This window comes from Pseudomonas alvandae (genome assembly GCF_019141525.1).
GTDB classification, from domain to species: domain Bacteria; phylum Pseudomonadota; class Gammaproteobacteria; order Pseudomonadales; family Pseudomonadaceae; genus Aquipseudomonas; species Aquipseudomonas alvandae.
Window position 1 is genome coordinate 3,486,521 of record NZ_CP077080.1, and the last position, 21,208, is coordinate 3,507,728.

The 21,208-nt window shown below is 62.4% G+C and carries 18 protein-coding genes and 1 pseudogene; 11 read left to right on the forward strand and 8 right to left on the reverse strand.

Translation table 11 applies throughout. From position 1 onward, the window contains the following. Nucleotides 1-422 precede the first annotated feature (422 nt). Complete coding sequence (locus tag KSS97_RS15540) at nucleotides 423-1,634, reverse strand: cytochrome c biogenesis protein DipZ (RefSeq protein ID WP_217859535.1); 1,212 nt, start codon at nucleotides 1,632-1,634, stop codon at nucleotides 423-425. A 106-nt stretch (nucleotides 1,635-1,740) separates the two neighbouring features. Continuing rightward, a complete protein-coding gene (locus tag KSS97_RS15545; RefSeq protein WP_030140710.1) occupies nucleotides 1,741-2,004 on the reverse strand; it encodes a DUF2790 domain-containing protein in 264 nt (87 codons plus the stop codon). A gap of 225 nt (nucleotides 2,005-2,229) precedes the next feature. On the opposite strand from KSS97_RS15545, the gene KSS97_RS15550 reads away from it, so the two are divergent. The 8 genes and pseudogenes from KSS97_RS15550 to KSS97_RS28375 all read left to right on the forward strand — a co-directional run. After that, complete coding sequence (locus tag KSS97_RS15550; RefSeq protein ID WP_030140709.1) at nucleotides 2,230-2,970, forward strand: response regulator; 741 nt, start codon at nucleotides 2,230-2,232, stop codon at nucleotides 2,968-2,970. Beyond that, entirely contained in the window at nucleotides 2,967-4,283 is a 1,317-nt protein-coding gene (locus tag KSS97_RS15555; RefSeq protein WP_217859536.1) for an ATP-binding protein, read from the forward strand. Before KSS97_RS15550 ends, KSS97_RS15555 begins: the two co-directional genes overlap by 4 nt. A 276-nt stretch (nucleotides 4,284-4,559) precedes the next feature. Further along, nucleotides 4,560-5,198 (forward strand): ferric reductase-like transmembrane domain-containing protein, encoded by a 639-nt coding sequence (locus KSS97_RS15560; protein WP_217859537.1) that lies wholly within the window; start codon nucleotides 4,560-4,562, stop codon nucleotides 5,196-5,198. A gap of 16 nt (nucleotides 5,199-5,214) precedes the next feature. Further along, nucleotides 5,215-5,733, forward strand: coding sequence for an HvfX family Cu-binding RiPP maturation protein (locus KSS97_RS15565; RefSeq protein ID WP_217859538.1), 519 nt, complete (start codon nucleotides 5,215-5,217; stop codon nucleotides 5,731-5,733). Nucleotides 5,734-5,834: 101 nt separating this feature from the next. After that, on the forward strand, nucleotides 5,835-7,634 hold the full coding sequence (locus KSS97_RS15570; RefSeq protein WP_217859539.1) for a thiamine pyrophosphate-requiring protein: 1,800 nt from the start codon (nucleotides 5,835-5,837) through the stop codon (nucleotides 7,632-7,634). A 2-nt stretch (nucleotides 7,635-7,636) separates the two neighbouring features. Then, nucleotides 7,637-8,311 carry a DUF2238 domain-containing protein gene (locus KSS97_RS15575; RefSeq protein WP_030140704.1) on the forward strand — a complete coding sequence of 225 codons (675 nt, stop codon included), beginning with the start codon at nucleotides 7,637-7,639 and terminating at the stop codon, nucleotides 8,309-8,311. A 126-nt stretch (nucleotides 8,312-8,437) separates the two neighbouring features. Then, a complete protein-coding gene (locus KSS97_RS15580) occupies nucleotides 8,438-11,011 on the forward strand; it encodes a bifunctional diguanylate cyclase/phosphodiesterase (RefSeq protein ID WP_217859540.1) in 2,574 nt (857 codons plus the stop codon). A gap of 416 nt (nucleotides 11,012-11,427) precedes the next feature. After that, nucleotides 11,428-11,720, forward strand: a pseudogene (locus KSS97_RS28375) (DUF6124 family protein); the annotation flags it as partial. A 479-nt stretch (nucleotides 11,721-12,199) separates the two neighbouring features. On the opposite strand, the gene KSS97_RS15585 reads toward KSS97_RS28375, so the two are convergent. Next, the gene (locus KSS97_RS15585; protein WP_198796426.1) at nucleotides 12,200-12,640 is read right to left on the reverse strand and encodes a carboxymuconolactone decarboxylase family protein; all 441 of its coding nucleotides are present in this window, start codon (nucleotides 12,638-12,640) and stop codon (nucleotides 12,200-12,202) included. A gap of 166 nt (nucleotides 12,641-12,806) precedes the next feature. On the opposite strand from KSS97_RS15585, the gene pdxR reads away from it, so the two are divergent. The 3 genes from pdxR to KSS97_RS15600 all read left to right on the forward strand — a co-directional run bounded on the left by pdxR (nucleotide 12,807) and on the right by KSS97_RS15600 (nucleotide 15,194). Further along, on the forward strand, nucleotides 12,807-14,240 hold the full coding sequence (gene pdxR, locus KSS97_RS15590; RefSeq protein ID WP_217859541.1) for a MocR-like pyridoxine biosynthesis transcription factor PdxR: 1,434 nt from the start codon (nucleotides 12,807-12,809) through the stop codon (nucleotides 14,238-14,240). A 112-nt stretch (nucleotides 14,241-14,352) separates the two neighbouring features. After that, nucleotides 14,353-14,646 carry a putative quinol monooxygenase gene (locus KSS97_RS15595; RefSeq protein ID WP_030140700.1) on the forward strand — a complete coding sequence of 98 codons (294 nt, stop codon included), beginning with the start codon at nucleotides 14,353-14,355 and terminating at the stop codon, nucleotides 14,644-14,646. Nucleotides 14,647-14,789: 143 nt separating this feature from the next. Next, the gene (locus KSS97_RS15600) at nucleotides 14,790-15,194 is read left to right on the forward strand and encodes a cupin domain-containing protein (protein ID WP_030140699.1); all 405 of its coding nucleotides are present in this window, start codon (nucleotides 14,790-14,792) and stop codon (nucleotides 15,192-15,194) included. Between the two features lie 138 nt (nucleotides 15,195-15,332). On the opposite strand, the gene KSS97_RS15605 is transcribed toward KSS97_RS15600, so the two are convergent. The 5 genes from KSS97_RS15605 to KSS97_RS15625 form a co-directional block, all read right to left on the reverse strand. Next, nucleotides 15,333-16,790 (reverse strand): amidase, encoded by a 1,458-nt coding sequence (locus KSS97_RS15605; protein ID WP_030140698.1) that lies wholly within the window; start codon nucleotides 16,788-16,790, stop codon nucleotides 15,333-15,335. Between the two features lie 17 nt (nucleotides 16,791-16,807). Then, the gene (locus KSS97_RS15610) at nucleotides 16,808-18,061 is read right to left on the reverse strand and encodes an MFS transporter (RefSeq protein ID WP_030140697.1); all 1,254 of its coding nucleotides are present in this window, start codon (nucleotides 18,059-18,061) and stop codon (nucleotides 16,808-16,810) included. A gap of 10 nt (nucleotides 18,062-18,071) precedes the next feature. Next, a complete protein-coding gene (locus KSS97_RS15615; RefSeq protein ID WP_030140696.1) occupies nucleotides 18,072-19,004 on the reverse strand; it encodes a SphA family protein in 933 nt (310 codons plus the stop codon). Nucleotides 19,005-19,075: 71 nt separating this feature from the next. Beyond that, entirely contained in the window at nucleotides 19,076-20,041 is a 966-nt protein-coding gene (locus KSS97_RS15620; RefSeq protein ID WP_198796423.1) for a helix-turn-helix domain-containing protein, read from the reverse strand. 99 nt (nucleotides 20,042-20,140) lie between these two features. After that, a complete protein-coding gene (locus tag KSS97_RS15625; protein WP_217859542.1) occupies nucleotides 20,141-21,142 on the reverse strand; it encodes an ABC transporter substrate-binding protein in 1,002 nt (333 codons plus the stop codon). Nucleotides 21,143-21,208 lie beyond the last annotated feature (66 nt).

The following is a 21,208-nucleotide window of genomic DNA, read 5'->3' on the forward strand; positions in this document are numbered from 1 at the left end:
CCAGATAGAAACACGCATAGGTTTGTCGTCCAACTTTCTGAAATGAAAGGAGTTTGACGCCAGTATTAGGAGCAAGGGGCCAGCATTTCCATGCCATTCATCACCTCACGCGCTTATCTAGAAACGCTTTCACATATATGCATTAACATCATGAAAATTAAGAGTTTCATACAGTCGGTAGGAGCTGGCGAAGCCTGCGATCTTTTGATCTTTCGCTTGGGACTCAAGTGTCTGGAGAAAGATCGCAGCCTCGTTTCACGCCATCTTTTGTGGCGAGGGGATTTAGCGAAACGTCGCACCGCCCCGCTGGGCTGCGCCGCAGCCCCTGGATCCATGGATACACCGAGTTGTCAGGTTTAGGGCCGCTTCGCGACCCAGCGGGGATAAATCCCCTCGCCACAGCAAGCTCCCTCGCCACGGGATCATTGGGCGGATTTTGCCTCTTGCAGCAATTGCTGGATCACCTGCTCCTGCTCGCCATACCGCCCTTCGCCAAAATGGCTGTAGCGCACCTGCCCCTTGGCATCGACGAAGTAATGGGCCGGCCAGTACTGGTTGTTGAAGGCGCGCCAGATTGCATATTGGTTGTCGATGGCCACCGGGTACTGGATGTCCAACTTGCGCACCTGCTCGCGCACGTTGTCGATGATCTTCTCGTAGCCGTATTCCGGGGTGTGGACGCCGATGACCACCAGACCGTCCTTCGCGTATTTCTTCGCCCACTCGTTCACATACGGCAGCGTGTGCTGGCAGTTGATGCAGTCGTAGGTCCAGAAATCCACCAGCACCACCTTGCCCCGCAACGACTCGCTGCTCAGCGGCGGCGAGTTGAGCCATTGCACCGCGCCGTCCAGCGCAGGCATGGCGCCTTGGGATTCGAGCGTCGGCATAGTGCTCGCGCCGGCCTTGCTCACTACATAGTCGATGGCCTTGGGCACGTTCTCCAGCAGGCTTTTTTCCAGGCTGGCCGACTGTTGCGACGACGTCGCGGCCAGTAACCGGTCATCCGCCCCGGTGCCAATTGCCACGGCGGCCAGCAACACCAGCGCCCCGGTGGCGCGGCGCAGCCAGGCGGTGATCGGCAGCGAGAGTTTCAATCGACCGACCAAGCCGCGGCCGGCGAGGATCAAGGTTCCCAGTGACAAGGCACTGCCCAGGCCGTAGGCGAGCAACAAAAGGCTGGTCTGGGCGCTGGCGCCTTGCAGCATCGCCCCGGTCAGGATCACGCCAAGGACAGGGCCGGCGCACGGCGCCCAGAGCAATCCGGTGGCGACGCCGATCAACACCGACGCCACAGGCCCACTCCTCCGCCCGGCGCCGGCATCAAGACGATTGCCCAGGCTGACCAGCGGCCGCGCCAACCAAGTGCCCACCCGGCTGAACATCAGCGACAAGGCAAACAGCACCATCACCACCAGGGCGACTTGTCGTCCGGCAACGCTGGCACGCAGCACCCATTCGCTGCTGACCACAGCCAGGCTGGACACGGCGGCGAAGGTCAATACCATGCCTCCCAGCGTCAACAACACCGAGCTGCGCGATTGATTGGCCCGGGCGAACAGGAACGGCACCACGGGAAGAATACAAGGGCTGAGGATCGTCAGGATCCCGCCGAGAAATGCGATCAGAAGCATGGCAACACCTCAAAATGGGCTGAAGCATGAATATGTGCGGGGACCTTGTGGCGAGGGGATTTATCCCCTCGCCACAAAGCCTGCAGGCATGGCTGGCATGTGGCTCTCAATTCTGGTTGCTGCAGTTATCTGAAAACTTGCGGTAGTCCAGCTCCTGTTCATGCCCCGCCGAATCCAGGTAGGTCATGCGGGCATTCACTACGCCACAGGCCGGTTGCGGGTCTTCGCTCAGGGACAGCACTTTGCGTACATCCAGGTGGGTGCCATAGCTGTAGGTGTGCGGCTGGACGGTGCTTTCGGCCCGGGCAGACAGGGTGCAGACGTTCAGTGCGGCGAACAGGCAGGCGGCGTAGATGGCTTTGGTGTTCATGGCGGTGTCCTCGATTCAATGGATGTTTGTTCAGAGGCAGGTCGTGTTGCCTCGATGGATGCCATTGAATGCCGCCCAGGTATCACGCCTGTATCGAACCGAGTGGCTTTTTGCATCGCTGTGTATCCGCCGCGCGCCAGATACACTGCAATACAAACCGTCCCAGGCCAGGCCGGCTGCTGGCTGTAGACTCACCCACAACAAAACGCCAAGGGGCAGAACACCATGGATCATGTCGATCATGTGTTAATCGTGGATGACGATCGCGAGATCAGGGAACTGGTAGGCAACTACCTGAAAAAGAACGGCCTGCGCACCACCGTCGTGGCGGATGGCCGGCAAATGCGCGCCTTCCTGGACACCACCCCAGTGGACCTGATCGTGCTGGACATCATGATGCCCGGCGACGATGGCCTGGTGTTGTGCCGCGAATTGCGCGCCGGCAAGCACAAGGCCACGCCGGTCTTGATGCTGACCGCTCGCAACGACGAGACCGACCGCATCATCGGCCTGGAAATGGGCGCCGACGATTACCTGGTCAAGCCCTTCGCCGCCCGCGAACTGCTGGCCCGGATCAACGCCGTGCTGCGGCGCACGCGCATGTTGCCGCCCAACCTGGTGGTCACCGAGAGCGGGCGCCTGCTGGCGTTTGGCCGCTGGCGGCTGGATACCACGGCCCGGCACCTGCTGGACAGCGATGGAACCATGGTGGCCTTGAGCGGCGCCGAGTACCGGTTGTTGCGGGTATTCCTCGACCATCCGCAGCGGGTGCTCAACCGCGACCAGTTGCTGAACCTGACCCAGGGCCGCGACGCCGACCTGTTCGACCGCTCCATCGACTTGCTGGTGAGTCGCCTGCGCCAGCGCCTGTTGGACGATGCTCGCGAGCCGGCGTACATCAAGACCGTGCGCAGCGAAGGTTATGTGTTCTCGCTGCCGGTGGAGATCCTCGAGGCCTCGGTATGAGTTTGCCCCTGCGTTGGCCGCGCACCCTCGCCTCGCGCCTGTCGCTGATCTTCCTGATCGGCCTGGTCCTGGCCCAGGGCTTGTCGTTCGGCGTCCAGTACTACGAACGCTACGAAAGCGCCAAGAACACCATGCTCGGCAACCTGGAGACCGACGTCTCGACATCGGTGGCGATCCTTGATCGCCTACCTGCCGCGGAACGCCCCGCGTGGCTGCCAAAGCTTGCGCGGCGCAACTACGGCTACGTGCTCGACGAAGGCCAGCCTGGCATGCCAATGCTTCCCGACAACGCGCCGATATCGGTCAGTTCGCTCCAGGAAGCCTTGGGCGAATCCTACGCGCTGACCTTCAACCAGATCCCAGGCCCAAAGATGCACTACCAGGCGCACCTGCGCCTGAAGGACGGCAACCCGCTGACCATCGACGTGCGTCCTGCCATGGCGCCGCTTTCACCTTGGCTGCCGATGGTCTTGCTCGGGCAACTGGCGCTGCTGATCGGCTGCACCTGGCTGGCCGTGCGCATCGCCGTCAGCCCCCTCACCCGGCTGGCCCAAGCGGTGGAAACCCTGGACCCCAACGCCCACGGCGTACGCCTGGACGAAAAAGGCCCGACCGAAGTGGTGCACGCGGCCAAGGCCTTCAATGCCATGCAGGACCGCATCGCCGCCTATCTGAAGGAGCGCATGCACCTGTTGGCCGCGATTTCCCATGATTTACAGACGCCCATCACCCGCATGAAGCTGCGGGCCGAGTTCATGGACGATGGAATAGAAAAAGACAAGCTCTACAGCGACCTGGGCGAAATGGAGCATCTGGTGCGTGAAGGCGTGGCCTACGCCCGCAGTATCCACGGTGCCACCGAAGCCAGTTGCCGGATCAGCCTGGATGCGTTCCTGGACAGCCTGGTGTTCGACTATCAGGACACCGGGCAGGATGTGCAATTGTCCGGCAAGAACGCCGCCGTCATCGACACCCGCCCCCATGCGTTGCGTCGGGTGCTGGTCAACCTGGTGGACAACGCCTTGAAGTTCGGCGGCGCGGCGCAGATCCAGGTCCGGCCCGCCGCCGACGGGCAATTGGCGATCCAGGTATTGGACCGAGGTCCCGGCATCAGCGAGCCGGAACTGGCCGAAGTGCTCAAGCCGTTCTACCGAGTGGAGAGCTCGCGCAACCGGGAAACCGGCGGCACGGGCCTGGGCCTGGCGATCGCCCAGCAACTGGCGAACGCCATGGGTGGGTCGCTGACCTTGAGCAATCGCGAGGGTGGCGGGTTGTGCGCTGAGTTGCGCTTGGGTTGCGATACGTCCGCCTGAAGCCAACTGAATCCCTTGTGGGAGCGAGCTTGCTCGCGATAGCAGTGGGTCAGACAACATCAATCGACTGACCTGACGCTATCGCGAGCAAGCTCGCTCCCACAGGGTCTTGTGCAAAGGTTCGGTATCGGGTTTGTATATCAGTGTGTCAACCGCCACAGCGCATACACAAACTTGCACACCGCCCCCCTTCCGGACACACCCCGCTTACACCCACTTGAAAGACTCCTCCTATCCCCGGCCACCACGATGCCGGGCCATCCAAGGAGCTTTCCCATGCCTAACGCCACCGCAACGCCGCCTGCTTTCCGTTACCAGGGCTGGTCGCTGTTCAGCCTGCTTGCCGCCCTGGTGCTGCTGATGACCGTAATGATCCTGATCATCAACCCCGACCTGACCGAAGGCGTGCGCAGCGCCATCCGCGCCACTGCCCGTTCATCCTTCGTCCTGTTCCTGCTGGCTTTCACGGCCTCGGCGTTTGCCGTGCTGGTGCCCTCGCCCCTGAGCAAATCCCTGGTGCGCGAGCGGCGCTTCATCGGGTTGGCCTTTGCCTTTTCCCATCTGATCCATGCGGTGCTCATCTACTGGTACGGCCAACTCAACACCGAGTTCTGGCCCGGGCGCACTGCCCTGGGCAACGTGCCCGGCACCGTGGGTTATGTATTTGTCCTGCTACTGGCCCTGACCTCGTTCAAAAGCACTACGCGGCTGATCGGCGCCACGGCCTGGAAGCGCCTGCACACGACCGGCATGTGGGTATTGGCGGCGATCTTTGCCTACTCGAACTTCAAGCGTATTCCAATGAGTGACTGGTACGTGCTGCCGTTCGGCCTGATCTGCGCCGCCACCGCAATCCGCCTGATGGGCAAGCTGGCCCAGGCCAACAAACGCCAATCCCTGCAACGCGTGGCCTGAGCGAAGGAGAACGATCATGTACACGACTGTCTCGAAAACCTTGAACAGCCTGCACCTCAACCTCGATCACGCCGGCTCGTGGCTCGCACCGCTGGGGCTGCGCCTGTTGCTGGCCTGGGAGTTCTTCGAATCCGGCCTGGAAAAATGGAACGGCGAAAACTGGTTCGCCGAGATCCAGTCGGCCTTTCCCTTCCCGTTCAACCATGTGCCGGCCAGTTGGAACTGGGAACTGTCGATGTGGGCGGAACTGATCTGCGCCTTCGCCCTGTTGATCGGCCTGGGCACGCGCGCCTCGGCGCTGGTGTTGATGGTCGTTACCGTGGTCGCCACCGCAGCCGTGCATTGGCCGGCGGACTGGTCGAGCCTGAGCGAGCTGGCCCAAGGGTACGCGATCACCAACAAGGGTTATGGCAACTTCAAGTTGCCGTTGATTTACCTGGTCGCATTGCTGCCGTTGCTGTTGCAGGGTGCCGGCCAGTTGAGCGTGGATGCGCTGCTCAAGTGGCTGCTCTGGACAAAAAAATCGAAACCTTGAAGGACTCGCGTCGGTCCAGTCCTGTATGAGCCAACGCGCTGCGTATCGCTGTCATGGCGGTCGCAGCGCATCAAGACAGCCCATCAGGACGAGGAACAGACATGAGCATGACCGTCGGTGATTTTCTGGTTGAGCGCCTTTATGAATGGGGCGTACGTCGCATCTACGGCTATCCGGGCGACGGCATCAACGGTGTATTCGGGGCCTTGAATCGGGCCAAGGGCAAGATCCGGTTCATCCAGGCCCGTCACGAAGAAATGGCCGCGTTCATGGCCTGCGCCCATGCCAAGTTCACCGGCGAGCTGGGAGTGTGTATCGCGACGTCTGGCCCTGGGGCGTCGCACCTGATCACCGGCCTGTATGACGCACGCATGGACCACATGCCCGTCCTCGCAATCAGCGGCCAGCAGGCGCGCAACGCGTTGGGTGGGCATTACCAGCAGGAATTGGACTTGGTGAGCCTGTTCAAGGACGTTGCCGGCGCGTTCGTCGAGCAAGCCAGCGCCCCAGCCCAGGTCCGCCACCTGCTCGACCGCGCGGTACGCACGGCGGTGGGCGAGCGCCGAGTCACTGCGCTGATCCTGCCCAACGATCTCCAGGACCTGGAATACACGCCGCCGCCCCACAAGCACGGCACGCTGCATTCCGGGGTCGGCTACCGCAAACCCAAGGTCGTGCCCTACGAGGAAGACCTGCGCCGGGCCGCCGACGTGCTCAATGCCGGCAAGAAAGTCGCCATTCTGGTGGGTGCCGGCGCCCTGCACGCAACGGACGAAGTGATTGCCATCGCCGACAAACTCGGTGCCGGCGTCGCCAAGGCCCTGCTCGGCAAAGCGGTGGTGCCTGACGAATTGCCATGGGTCACCGGCTCCATCGGCCTGCTGGGCACCGAGCCCAGCGACAATCTCATGGCCGGTTGCGACACCTTGATGATGATCGGCTCAGGTTTCCCCTATGCCGAATTCCTGCCCGGCGAGGGCCAGGCGCGTGGTGTGCAGATCGACCTACAGCCCGACATGCTCAGCCTGCGCTACCCCATGGAGGTCAATCTGCAAGGCGACAGCGCCGACACCCTGCGGGCCTTGCTGCCGTTGATCGAAGAAAAGACCGACCGCGCCTGGCGCAAGAAAATCGAAGGCTGGCGGGCGGACTGGGACAAGACCCTGGAAAAACGCGCCCTGGTGTCGGCCAAGCCGATCAATCCGCAACGCGTCACCTACGAGCTGTCCCCCCGACTGCCGGACCGCGCCATCATCACCAGCGACTCCGGTTCGTGCGCCAACTGGTATACGCGGGACGTCCAGATCCGTCGCGGCATGATGTGCTCGCTTTCCGGCGGACTCGCCTCCATGGGCGCCGCCGTGCCCTACGCCATCGCCGCCAAGTTCTGCCACCCGGATCGTCCGGTCATCGCGCTGGTGGGCGATGGCGCGATGCAAATGAACAACATGGCCGAGCTGATCACCGTCGCCAAGTATTGGCGCACCTGGACCAACACCACCTGGATCTGCGCGGTATTCAACAACCAGGACCTGAACCAGGTGACCTGGGAACAGCGGGTCATGGAAGGCGACCCGAAATTCGAGGCGTCCCAGGACATTCCCGACGTGCCGTATCATCTCTTCGCCGAGTCCATTGGCTTGAAGGGCATCCTCGTCGATCAGGAAAGCGACGTGGCTGGCGCCTGGGAACAGGCCTTCGCCGCCGAACGCCCGGTGCTGATCGAGTTCCGCACCGACCCCGACGTGCCACCCTTGCCGCCGCATATCAAGTTGGAACAGGCGAAGAAATTTGCCTCCACCCTGCTCCATGGCGATCCGAACGAGGGTGGCATTGTCGTCGAGACGGCCAAGCAGGTGCTCGGCGCGTTGCTGCCGGGCCATCGCAAGGACAAAGAGTGATCATGCAGACCCGAGCGAGCCGTTATGAGCTGATATTGCTGGGAAGCTTCATCGCCCTGTGGGCGTGGCTGGCCATCGCCCCGATGAAACGCAGCGACTGGCTGGCGGAGAACCTGCTGGTCGTCGCGCTGCTGGTGGTTCTGGTGGCGGTCCATCGCCGGTTCAGCTTCTCCCGGCTGTCCGCCTCGCTGGTGTTCGTGTTCCTCTGCATCCACGAGGTCGGTGCCCACTACACCTACGCCAAAGTCCCTTACAACGAATGGTGGCAGGCCCTGACCGGCGGCCCGGCGCTGGACCAACTCCTGGGTTTCCAGCGCAACCAGTTCGACCGGCTGGTGCACTTCAGCTATGGCCTGCTGCTGGCCTACCCGGTGCGCGAGGCGCTGTTGCGGGTCATCCCCGCCCGGGGATTCACCGGTTACTTCCTGGCCTGGAACCTGATCCTGTCGTCCTCGGCCATTTATGAGCTGATCGAATGGATCGGCGGCGCCTACATGGGCGGCGATACCGCCAAGGCATTCGTCGGCGCACAACAAGACCCGTGGGATTCGCAAAAGGACATGGCCCTGGCGGCATTGGCAGCGGGCGTGGCGTTGGTTGCAGCCGCCGGGGTCAATTATTTCCAACAGCGGGACTTTGCCTTGGAATGGGCCCGGCGCGGCAAAGCCAGCACATGAGGGTGATCGCCGGCAAAAAAATGGTGCAACTGGTCAGCAAATTTCTACTTTTATTAAGCTAATCAGACAGTCAGCCGATACAAGGTGAGTGCGGGGTATCTCGCGTTCAGCTGATGGCTTGTTTTTATGATTGAAGATGCTGGCAATGGCTCCACGGTGGCTTCCGGCGAGCGACCAACCCGAAGTTTCACCCGCCGCACCTTTCCGGCCATCATGCTGTTGCTGTTCATCATGTCTGCGCTGGCCATCGCGGTGCTGCTCAACATCACCCAGACCCAGGACGAACAGGCCCGTGAACAGAGCCTGTTCTTTGCCCAGCGGGCCATCGACGGCATGCGTACCGGCATCGGCCGCGACCTGAGCGATTACTCGAAATGGAGCGACGCCTACCGCCACCTGCACTTGGAAGTCGATAAAGACTGGGCCTATGACCAGGAAAACGTCGGCAGCAGCGTGTTCTCGCTTTATGGCTACCAGGCGGTGTTCGTCATTTCCCCTGCTGGCAAGACGGTTTACTCGGTGATCAATGGCGAAATGAGCGAAGTGGCCGCCGACACCTGGCTCACCGGCGACTTGCGGGCAATCGCCAAGAAGGCCAGGGCCGCGGAAAATCGTGACGAGGTGATCGTCGAACTGCTGCATCACGAGGACGCGCCGGCCTTCGTCGCCGTCTCGGCGATTACCACCGGCACCGACAATAGCGTGCGCGAGATTCCCGGCCCGTCCAGCCTGATGCTGTTTGTCAAAGTCCTCGACGCCGGTGCGCTGCAGAACCTGTCCCGGGACTTCGCCCTGCCCGGTGCGCATATCGCCCACACGCCCGGCCCGAAAGACACCGCCCAGGTATTGCTCGACAGCCTGACACGCGAAGCCTTGGCCTGGCACCCTGCTACCCCCGGCAAGGATTTGCGCAAGGTCCTGCTGCCCTTGCTCGGATTGGCGTTGTTGGTCCTCGCGATCATGGCCCTGGCGGTGTTGCGCCATGCGCTGATCATGCTCCGCGCCCAGGAGCGCCAGTACGTCAGTCTCCTGGCCCATCGCAAAGCGCTGGAACGCAGCGAAGAACGTTTCCGGGACATTGCCGAGGTATCGTCCGACTGGCTGTGGGAAGTCGACTCGAACGGAACATTGACCTATTTGTCCGAGCGCTTCGAACAGGTCACCGGGTTCAGCCCCTCCGAGTGGCTGGGCAAACCGCTGCACAGGCTGTTGCACCCTCACAACGGCTCGATCTCGATTGCCCATTGGCTGCTCGGCGGCGCCAACAGTGCATGCGCTACGCCGCTCCTGTGCGAATACACCGCGCGCAACCAACGCATACGCACCTGCAAGCTGTCGGTACGGGCCATCGAGGCCGGCGCGCAGGGCTTTCGCGGCACCGCCACCGATATCACCGAAGAGCTGCGGGCGCTGGCGCAGATCAAGCACCTCTCCCTGCACGACCCCCTCACCGGCCTGGCCAACCGCAACCGCTTGTTCGATTGCCTCAGCGAGCACCTGGACCAAGCGCACGGAACGCCGCTGGCGGTCCTGAACCTGGACATGGATAGATTCAAGCCGGTCAACGACTCCCTCGGCCATGCCGTGGGCGACAAGGTGCTGAAGGAAGTTGCCCATATCCTCCAGCAGAACGTGCGCGGCACTGACCTGGTGGCCCGCCTCGGTGGCGATGAATTTGTCATCGTCATGCCCAACCCGGGTGGCGCGAGCGATCTCGACCAACTGTGCGGGCGCCTGATCGAATGCATGCAGCGCCCGATGCACTTGGACGGCAATACGCTGTACCTGGGCATGAGTATCGGCGTCGCCTGGTCGCACCCCGCTGAACAGCGTGCCGAAGAGCTGTTGCGCCAGGCAGACATCGCCTTGTACGCGGCCAAGGCCGCCGGTCGCAATACCTGGCGCGTCTACGAAGAAGCCATGGGCAACGTGGCCCGCGACCGCCGACGCTATGAGCAGCAATTGCGCGATGCAATGCAACAAGACCAGCTTGAATTGCGCTACCTGCCGCGTTTCGACGTGAATGCCGAACAGTTGCATGGCTTCGAAGCCCAGGCCTTCTGGCACCATCCCGAGCGAGGTGAGCTGGGTGGCATCGATTTCATTCCGGTCGCCGAAGCGTCCGGTCAACTGGAAGAACTTGGCAGTTGGATGTTGATCCACGCCTGCGAAGAGGCAACGACCTGGCCCAACGCCCTGAACGTGTCCGTCGCGGTATCGCCGCGCTGGTTCAGCAGCAGTTTCCTCTTCAACCAGGTGCACAAAGCCCTGGAAACGAGCGGCCTGCCTGCCCAGCGCCTGACGCTGGAAGTGGCCGAAGGGGTGCTGCTGACCGATCACAAGACCCTTGCCAATACGTTGCATGCGCTCAAGGCCTTGGGTGTGCGGATCAATATCGACAAGTTCGGTACCAATATTGCGTCTCTGCGGGAAGTCCTTGACCAGCCGTTCGACGGCATTCGCTTTGATCGCAATATCCTTGCACAGTTGGGCCTGGAGCATGATCAGGAGGGTGTGCTGGCGATGATTCGGTTGAGCCGCAGCGTCGGGCTGATGGTGACGGCCGAGGGTATCGAGAATGCGCTGCAGTTCAGTCAATTGCGCAGTGTGGCGTGTGATCATGTGCAAGGGCCGTACTTCGGCGCGGCGTTGGCTCGCTCGGAAATGGCTTCGTTCTTTACCACGCCGCGGTGGCTTTAGCCCTCATTGCTTTTTTGTGGGAGCGGGCTTGCTCGCGAAAGCGGTCTGGTAGTCGACCTCTCTTTTGACCGAGTACATATCCCTTTCTGCGGCAACGGCCGCTAATGGTTCCGCTCTTACAGCGGGTCACTTTCGAAGAGCGCGAAAGTAACCAAAGCGCTTTTGCCCCACCACTCGGTGCCTCGCCTAGGCTCGGCATGCCTGAACGCAGGCCTTGCTCCGTGGGCCGCCGCGATGGGCCATCCATGGCCCTGCGCGGCTACCTCGGCATCCATGCCGAGGTGCCCACTGCGCAAGGCCTGCGTTCAGCCATCGTGGTTAACGGGGCGCTGAAATCTACGTCCACCGCGAGGCGGCCTTCGGGCCGACCTGGTTTGGGGTGACCGCGTTTCTCCTGTGGGAGCGAGCCTGCTCGTCCTCAAAAACTCGATGAAGCAGCCAAACGTGCCATCGACCACTATCTCGACCCAAAGCCTCAAACCAAGCGAAAAAACCCTCAGGTCAACTGTTCGCTGTTGTAGAGAGCGCAGCCACCGAAACCCTTCTGGCCAACCTCAGCGAGACCCTGGCCTCTGCCAACGCCATGCTCAGCGATCTTGCCTTTGATCTGGAAGGCTCGCGCCGGCATTTTGCCTTGGGTGTCCAGCAAATGATCGAACTCAGTGAGATGCTGGCAAATCGAGCGTTGGATATCGTTAAGTTGCGATAGGTACCGCGCTCCATTGTGGGAGCGGGCTTGCCCGCGAAGAGGCCGGTACATCCAACATCTTCATCAACTGGAAAATCGCATTCGCGAGCAGGCTCGCTCCCACAGAAAAAACGCGATTCACCAGTAGCCAGGTCGGCCCGAAGGCCGCCTCGCGGTGGACGTAGATTTCAGCGCCCCGTTAACCACGATGGCCGAACGCAGGCCTTGTGGAGTGGGCATCCCGGCATGGATGCCGGGATAGCCGCGCAGGGCCATGGATGGCCCATCGCGGCGGGCCCACGGAGCAAGGCCGGAGTGAGGGCATGCCGAGCCTAGGCGAGGCACCGAGTGGTGGGGCAGAGCGTTTTTGGTTACTTTTGGCGCTCTTTCCAAAAGTGACCCGCTGTAAGAGCGGAACCATTAGTGGCCGTTACCGCAGAAATGGATATGTACTCGACAGCAACATCGAGGTCGGCTGCCAGGCCGCCTCATTAGCTCCCCTACCCCCCCGGACTCTGTCGAAAACTCACCGCCAACCGATTCCAGCTATTGATAGTGCTGATCGCCATAGTCAGGTCCACCAGTTCCTCTTCACTAAAACTGCCACAGGCCAACGTATAGACGTCATCCGGCACCTGGCTCTCAGCCAACAGCGTGACGGCTTCAGTCCAGGCGAGCGCGGCCCGTTCGCGCTCGCTGAAAAAGCCACTGTCGCGCCACACCGCCACCGCAAACAGACGCCGCTCCGTCTCGCCCTGGCGGCGCGCGTCCACCGAGTGCATGTCGGTACAAAAGGCGCAGCCGTTGAGTTGCGAGGCGCGGATCCTGATCAGGTTCAGCAATGCCGGCTCGATGCTCAGGCGACTGGTCAGCGCCTCCAGACCGATCATCGCCCGCATCGCCCCCGGGGATGCGCTGTAGTAATCGAGACGCGGGCTCATGGCGGGCTCCGTAGTGGTTGATAAATCCACGGTAAAACCTTGAGGCCACCCGCGACAGATCCAATCCGTCGATAAACGCCCACGCAACTTCTCTGCTCCGGCGCATTGCGGGTAATCTTGCGGCCTCGGCCCTTGCCGCAATCGATCATCCCAGGAGCCCGCAGGTATGGAACTTCATGTCGTCATCAACGGCCGCAAGGACCTGACGGGCCAGTTGTATCGACAATTGCGCAGCGCCATCGAAAGCGGTCGACTGGCCGCCGGCACGCAACTGCCGCCCAGTCGCCTGCTGGCCGAGCAGTTGGGCATATCGCGCAAGACCGTTTCCGACACCTACGCGCAACTGACCTACGAAAACCTCCTCACCGGCGTCATCGGCAAGGGCACCTATGTCAATGCGCGCCCGGCCAGCATCGTGCGCAAGCAAAGCCATCGCGAGCTCGCCGGCGCCGATGTGGTCGAGACCTGGCGCAACATGCCGGACTTGCTGCGCCATCCGCCACCCGAGAGCGCGCTGCGCTATGACTTCATCGGCGGCGCGACCGGCAAGGGCCAGTTTCCGCTGGATGACTGGCGTCGCTGCACCGCCCATGCCCTGCGCCAGATCGCCAATGCCAAGGGTTTCTACAGCCAGCCCGAGGGCTTGCCGGCGCTGCGCAACGCCATCGCCCGGCACATCGCGTTTTCCCGCGGGGTCAACTGCCAGGACGACGACGTGGTGGTGTGCAACGGGGCGCAACAGGCCCTTGATCTGATTTCCCGGGTACTGACCCGCCCCGGCAGCCTGGTCGCCATGGAAGACCCCGGCTATCCGCCGGCACGCCTGCTGTTCGGTTCCCATGGCGCGACGGTGGCCGGAGTGCCGGTGGATGAGCAAGGCGTGTGCGTCGACTTGATTCCGGACGGCACACGGCTGATCTACGTGACGCCGTCACATCAGTTCCCCTTGGGCATGCCCATGAGCCAGCCCCGGCGCGAGGCCCTGCTGGCGCGAGCCTATGAACTCGGGGCGATCATTATCGAAGACGACTATGACAGTGAGTTCCGCTATGAAGGCCGACCCGCCGACTCGTTGCAGAGCATGGACGAGCGCGGGATCGTGGCGTACGTAGGGACCTTTTCCAAGACCTTGCTGCCGGAACTGCGCCTCGGCTACGCGATCCTGCCACCGGCGATTCTCGAGGCGGTGATCCTGGCCAAGCGCCTTACCGACCAGCACACCTCCACCCTGCCCCAATGGGCGCTGGCGAAATTCATTGCCGAGGGCTGCCTGCTCAAGCACATCCGCCGCTGCCACGCGCTGTATGCCGGCCGGCGCGAGCGAATCCTGGCGCGCATGGGCGATGACCTGTCACCCTGGTTCGAGGCCGTGCCCACCACGGCGGGTTTCCATATGGCTGTGCTGTGCAAGGTACCGTTCGACCTGCCTTTGGTGATCGAATTGGCGAAGAAAGCCGAAGTCGGGCTCTACAGCCTCGACGGCTTCTTTAACGAGGCGCCGGTGCGTCCAGGCCTGATCCTGGGTTTTGGCGCCATTGAACTGCTCGACATCGATATCGCCCTGGACCGTCTGCGAGACATCCTGCAGCAGGTTGCCTGACCGATTGGACTGGGCGTTTATCCGCCCATTGGCTGTTTTAGCCTTGTCCCGTCGGGCCTATCCTGCTTGGGTGTGATCAGATCCCGTTCGACTTGATTCAGGAGCCAGGACAATGTCTCGCCAAGTGATCAACACCGTTCAAGTGCAGGCCGCCGCCGGGCGCTCGGAAGAGCTGGGCCGGCAGTTGCAGCAAATCGTCGAAACCCTGCGAGCCTTGCCAGGCTGCGACGCCTACATGGTCGACCGCTGCCCTGAAGACAATGAGCGCTGGAACGTCAGCGCCCGCTGGCGATCGGAAGCGGACATGCAGGCCCACTTCAACTGCCCCGAAGTGCAGGGCTTCATCAGCTTGCTGGAAAGCCGCCTGGCCCGAAGCGTGGACTTCAACAGCTTTCCGGTGATGTGAGTGAGCTCTTCTTTTGCGTGGCGAGGGAGCTTGCTCCCTCGCCACGGTGGTCTACCCATCTTTCAAAAAATTGGACGTTTGTCCCCGGTACCTTGGGGCTTAGGGTGAAGGCGAACTCACTCCACGCCACAAAGGTCCCCCCCATGAAAACCCTCTACCTGATCGCCGCCCTGAGCCTGCTTCCCATTGCCCCGCTCTACGCCCACGAAACCGGGCCGTCGGAGAAGGTCCAGGTGCTGCAAGAGAAGCTGCTGAAAAACCTGCCCGGCAAAAAGGCCATGATGCTGACCGTCGATTATGCGCCGGGCCAGTCGTCCATCGCCCACAAGCACGACGGCACCGCAATGGCCTACGTGCTCGAAGGCGCTATCACATCCCAGGTCAAGGGCGAACCCGCGATCACCTACAAGGCTGGCGAGTTCTGGTACGAAGCCGCCGGTTCCGAGCACCTGGTGTCGAAGAACGCCAGCGCCACCCAACCGGCCAAGCTGCTGGTGTTCATGGTGATGGGCGAGGATGAAGCGGTGTTGATTCCGCTCAAGAACTGACCTTCTTTAGTGGGCTCACAGCAGCAGATTTGTGGGAGCGGGCTTGCTCGCGAAAGCGGACGGTCAGTCAAAAACGATGCTGAACCTAATGACGCCTTCGCGAGCAAGCTCGCTCCCACAGGAGGTGAGCTGCGCGCTTTAGCTGCGGCGGGCATTGACCGCAGGTACCCGCTCCCGCCAAGGCTGGGCCCTTTCCAGTTGGGCGGCCAGGGCGAGCAAGGTGCTTTCCTCGCCGAACCGGCCAGCGAAATGCGCCCCCACCGGCAGGCCGTTGGCGCTCCAGGCCAGCGGTACGGACATCGCCGGTTGCCCGCTGGCATTGAACAGCGCGGTGAATGGCGAATAACTGTGGACGCGCTCGATGAGCTGTTCGAGGCTCATGCAAACGTCGTGCACCTCCAACTCACCAATTAGCACTGGCTCCCGAGTCAGGACCGGGCTGAGGATTACATCGTAGTCCTGCATGAACATCGCGAACCGGCGACCCAAGGCATGGATCCATTCCACGGCGCCGGCATACTGCGCGCCACTGACGTTGCCCTTGTCCCGCAGGATGATCCGGGTGCGCACTTCCAGTTCCTCCGCCTGCACCGCAGCCCCACGCATCTGGCCCAGCACATCGACGTAATGCCGCGTGCTGGCGCCAATGATGGTGAAGACCTGGTCGAGAAACTCCGGCAACGCCACCGGCAGGTTCACCGGCTCGACGCGGTGCCCCAGGCTTTCACACAAGCGGGCGGCCTCGCCCACTGCCTGCAAGCTTGGCGCCGACGTGGCCCAGGGGCTGACGTGCTCGACCAGGGCGATGCGCAGCGGCTTCGGATCACGCTGCACGGCCGTCACATACGCCAGCGCCTGGACCGGCGCGGCATAGGGCGCGCCCAAGTCGATCCCGGCGGTAGCGTCCAGCAGCGCGGCGCTGTCGCGCACCGACAGGGTGATGGCGTGGGGCGTGCCCATACCGGCCCAACCCTCGCCAATCATCGGGCCCGACGGCAGCAGTCCACGGCTGGGCTTGAACCCGAACACGCCACAACACGACGCTGGCACCCGCAACGAACCGCCGCCATCGTTGCCATGGGCGAACGGCACCACCCTGGCCGCCACCAGCGCGGCCGCGCCACCGCTGGAACCGCCGGCGCTGCGCTCGGTATTCCACGGGTTGCGCGTAGCGCCAAAACGCACGGACTCGGTGGAATAGGAGGTGCCGAACTCCGGCGACGTGCTGGTGCCCATCACCTGACAGCCGGCCCGCCTCAACCGCGTGACCAATTCCGATTCAAAATCCGCGCGACAGTCCCCCAGCGAACGGGAACCATTGGTCATCGCCGCGCCCTGGACCGGCGAAAACAGATCCTTGATCAACGTTGGCACGCCAGCGAACAACCCTTGCCCGGCCTCAGGCGAACGCGCCGCCTCCCGTGCCGAATCGTACAGCCGCTCCGCCACTGCATTGAGTTGTGGTTCGACCCGTTCCAGGCGTTCGATGGCGGTCTCCAGCAGTTCGCCAGGCTGGACCTCACCGCGCCTGACCCACTCGGCCAGCCCGGTCGCATCTTCTATGTCCATCAATGAGTGAATGTCTTGCAGGCTCATGTTTCAGTTTCCTTGCTTCAGGACGATTGACGAGATTGGGCGATGCGCGCCTGGCCATTACCCCGTGCGCGCAAGCCGACAGCCACCCACAGCAGTGCAGCGGCAAGGCCGGCGAAGGCCAGCCATTGGATCGATTGACGCAAATCACCGGCATAGGCACCGACGAACGCCACCACCAACGGACTGATGAACTGGCCGATATAGAGGAACGAGGTGAACCCACCCAGGCCACGCCCACGGGTGCGGGCGGTCAGGGCATTCATGACGGGCGCCATCACGTTGGGCACCAGCAGCCCGGCTCCCAAGCCTTGGATGAACACCGCCAGCAGCACGGCGTTGTAGCTTTGCGCTCGCACCAACAGGCAGAGACCGAGCCCCATCAGTGCCAACAACAGCGCATTGCAACCGGCGATCCCGAAGCGCCGACGCAACAACGGCCAGCTCAAGGAACCGCCAAGGGTTGCCAGCAGGCTCAAGCCCGCCGACAGTCCGATCATTGTGCTGGACGTCACGCCCAGGCCGACCAGCAGCGTCGGCGCCTGGATCGGCATCACAAACGTCAGGACCATGCCCCACACGATCATCAGGTAGCCCACCAGCAATTGCCGAACCGCGACCTTGGTCGGCGCTGAATCGTCAGCCTGCGGCTCAGTGACCTGCCGCCTCGTCACGGGCGGTTCCCAGAGAATTTTCAGCATGGCGGGCACCAACAGCAACGGCAGCAGATACAGGAGAAACGGCGAGCGCCAGGAGTGTTCCCCCAGTGCCCCGCCGACGACAAAAAACAGCGCCCCGACCAGACCGATCGTCACCACCTGCCGGTTGACGTAGCGCAAGCGTTCCTCGCCGTGCCAATAGTCGGCAATCAACGTGGCGCAACAGGTCATCACCGCCGCCTCGGCACAGCCAAACAGCAACCGCGCGATGACAATGCCGTGCAGGTTGTCGAGCAGCGCGGGCAACGCGCCGAGCAGGGCGTAGAGCAACGTGGCGATCACCAGCAGCGCCTTGCGCCCGATCCGGTCGGCCAACCAGCCGGCAAGCGGCGCGCAAAGGGCAATCGCCAACGCCGGCCCGGTGATCGCCAACGGCACCAGCAGATCGGCGCGAGGCTCAAGGGGTCCGAACTCGGCGCCCAAGCGGGGAAGAATGGGCGTGACCATCACCGAACCCATGATCGTCAGGCTGCTGCCCAGCATCAGCACCCACCCTTCACGCCGGCCAACCGCCTGGCGCGGCGCAGCCGTTGAAACGGAACTTGATTGCTTCATGGCGAGCCCCTTAGAAACTGTGGGAAATGCGCAACGCGGTGGTGTAGCCTTCGGCGCGGTTTCGCGCATCGAACTCCTTGTACACATGCAGCCAGACCGGTGGCATGCCCGGCTTGAAATAGCCCACCGCAGGACCTGCCGCCATCACCCGTGCGCGATTGCCCGCTTCCAGGCCCGGGGCATCGTCGTCGGTGAACTGGCGGTAGTAGTAGCCGCCCACACCCAGCGTCCAGGGGCCGACATGCTGGCCCACGGCAAATTCGTGGCGGTACTCGACGCCGTTCTTGTAGTCGGTCGCGTGGTTGCGCGTGTTGACGTCGACCTCGAAGCTGGAAGACACCTCGAACCCCGTGTCAGAGAGATAGGTCGCGTTGAGAATCGGTGAAAACGTCCAATGATTGAGACCCGGCGAGATCAGCCGATCCTCGTCGTAATCACCGGTCGGCGCCTGGATCTGCAACTGGGCGTTGACGAACAGGTTCGGCGACAGCGTCCATTGCAGGATCATCGGCAATACTTGAATGTCCGCCAGGCGAAACGGATCGGCCTCCAGGTCCAGCGGACCGCCCGGGGTCTGCACCCGCATCGACGCGTCGATCTTGAAGAACGGCACCACCGCGCCATAGCCGTACTTGGCGCCAAGCACGGTGTAATCGGTCATGTGCAGGTAGGCGGCGGCGATGGACAGCACATCGAGGGAGAGGTTGTTGTCCTGCGCGCGGCCGTGGCGATCCTTTTGCACGTTGGCTGAATAGAACGCCGTGCGCAGCCCGACTGTCCCGAAGGGTGTGGCGGGCGGCATCATGCCGGCGCCGAAATCGTAGACCCCGATCGCGGTGGTCGGCGCGCCGTTTTCGGTGCCGTTGGCCACGGCGCTGGCGCCGATCAGTCCCAAGGCGAACCACGCAAGGCGCTGCTGATTGTTGTTTTTTTTCTGATTCATCGAATGCCCCATCCCATCTGTGTGGTGTTGGGGTCATCCTAGGGAGCGGGTGCGCCAGCCGTTATCCGTTTTCAGCACAGATGCGTGCGACGCAGGGTTTGCGAAGGGGTTTCGCCAAACAGGGTGCGATAGTCACTGGCGAATCGGCTCAGGTGCCAGAAGCCCCAGCGCGCCGCCACTTCTTGCACGCCTTGGGTGCCGAGGCGCAGTTCGCGGCGCACGGCATTGAGGCGCAGGGCACGCAAATAGGCCACTGGGTTGATGCCGAGGGTTTCCTGGAAGCAATACTGCAATTTGCGGCGGCTGGCACCGATGTGGTTGCACAGGTCCAGGATCGACAGCGGCTCGTCGACATGGGCCAGGGCATATTCCCGAGCCCGGTCGACCATGCGCTTGCGGGCCGTCGGGGGGAGCGGCGGTGCCTCGTCCGGCGCCACCAGTTCGAGGAAATGCAGCATCACCGTGTCGCGCAGGCCACGACGGATCGACTCGTGCCCCAACAATGACGCACGTCCCTGCCCGCCCCCTTCCAGCTCATCGAACAAGGCGGCCAGTTCAGCCGGCAAGGTTGAATCGCCGAGACGGTAACACTTGGGAAGATCGGTAATTCGAAAGGCGCTGCCCTGGCGTTCCAGCAGGTGCTCCAACGCCTGCTCTTCGACCGCGACACCGAGCAGGTCCAGATGCTGCGGCGTACGCAGGTCCGGCAGGTTCCGGCCGCACGCGACCATCAGGCTGGGCTCGACAATCGGGTGTCCGGAACAGAACACCGGGCCGTCGGCGCTCAGCGGCACGCTGAAAGTGATCGCACCCTCCCACGCCATGCCACGCTTGGTCATGGCCTGGTTAGAGCGGTCGCGCACCAACTGCATCCACTCCGAGCGAAACTCGATCAGTTCGCCCTCGAAGTGTCCCGGCGTCAACTGGTCGTAGCTGACTTGCCATCCGCCCATGTTCCGCGCGTGTTCGTCGATGTCACCGGTGCGAAACCGATTGATCGGCTGCGTCGGCAGTGCATCCGCCATATCGTCGTTCATTAACCCGACCTTCGAGATTTCCAGGGTTCATGATCGAAGATCAGGCAAGTTCCATTCCGCCCGGCAGGCCGCTTGCTCGATTGTGCCGAAAACGGCTAATCAACTGCCGGCGCCGCCGTGGGCCTCTTCGAAGAAATAGTCCTTCCAGCTGCCGGCCTTGTTTTTCAGCACACCCAATTCCTGCAGCTTCTCGGCATAGATGTAGGTGCGTTGCGGCACGACGGTAAAGTCGATTTCCGGGTCGTTGACGATGCTCTCCACCAGGGGCAGCGGCAGCTTGGATTGCTCGACCCGGATGTAGGTCTGGGCGGCAGCGGCTTTATCAGTCTTGATGAGGGTTTGTGCTTCGACAAGCGCGTCATAGAACGCCTTGTAGGTCTTCGGATTTTCGTCGTGGAATTTTTCCGTGGTGTAGAGCACGTTGAACGTCGCCGGCCCGCCGAGCACGTCATAGGAACTGAGGACTTTGTGCACGTTGGGGCTCTGCAGCGCCTGGTACTGGAACGGCGGGCTGGAAAAGTGCGAATTGATTTCCGACTGGCCCCCGATCAGCGCGGCCGTGGCGTCCGGATGCGGGAGGCTGACCGAGATGTCGTCGAATTTCTTGTAGTGGTCGTTGCCGAATGCCTTGGCCGTCTCGATCTGCAACGTGCGCGACTGGAACCCGACCCCGGCTGCCGGCACCGCGATCCGGTCCTTGTCGGTGAAGTCCTTGAGCGTCTTGATCGCCGGGTTGTTGGTCAGCAGGTAGTTGGGCATCGAGCCCAGCGAGGCGATGGCCTTGACGTTCTGCTTGCCCCGGGTCCGATCCCAGATCGTCAGCATCGGCGGCACCCCCGCCGACACCACGTCGAGGGCGCCGGTGAGCAGGGCCTCGTTCATCGCGGTCGCACCGGAAATGCTGTTCCAGTCCACCTTGATCTCTATGCCCTGGGCCTTGCCTTGTTTCTCGATGAGCTGCTGGTCGCGCACGACGTCGAGGATCAAATAACCGATGCCGAATTGCTGGGCGATGCTGATCTTGCCTTCCGCGTGGGCCAAGGGCCCCGTCAGCAAGCTTGCCGCCAAGGAAACAAGTAATACGGGACGCTTGAACACCATGACCGGGGCCTCTTGAGAATGAAGTCTGGCGCCAACTCTAAAGCTATAAAAAACAATATTTAAATA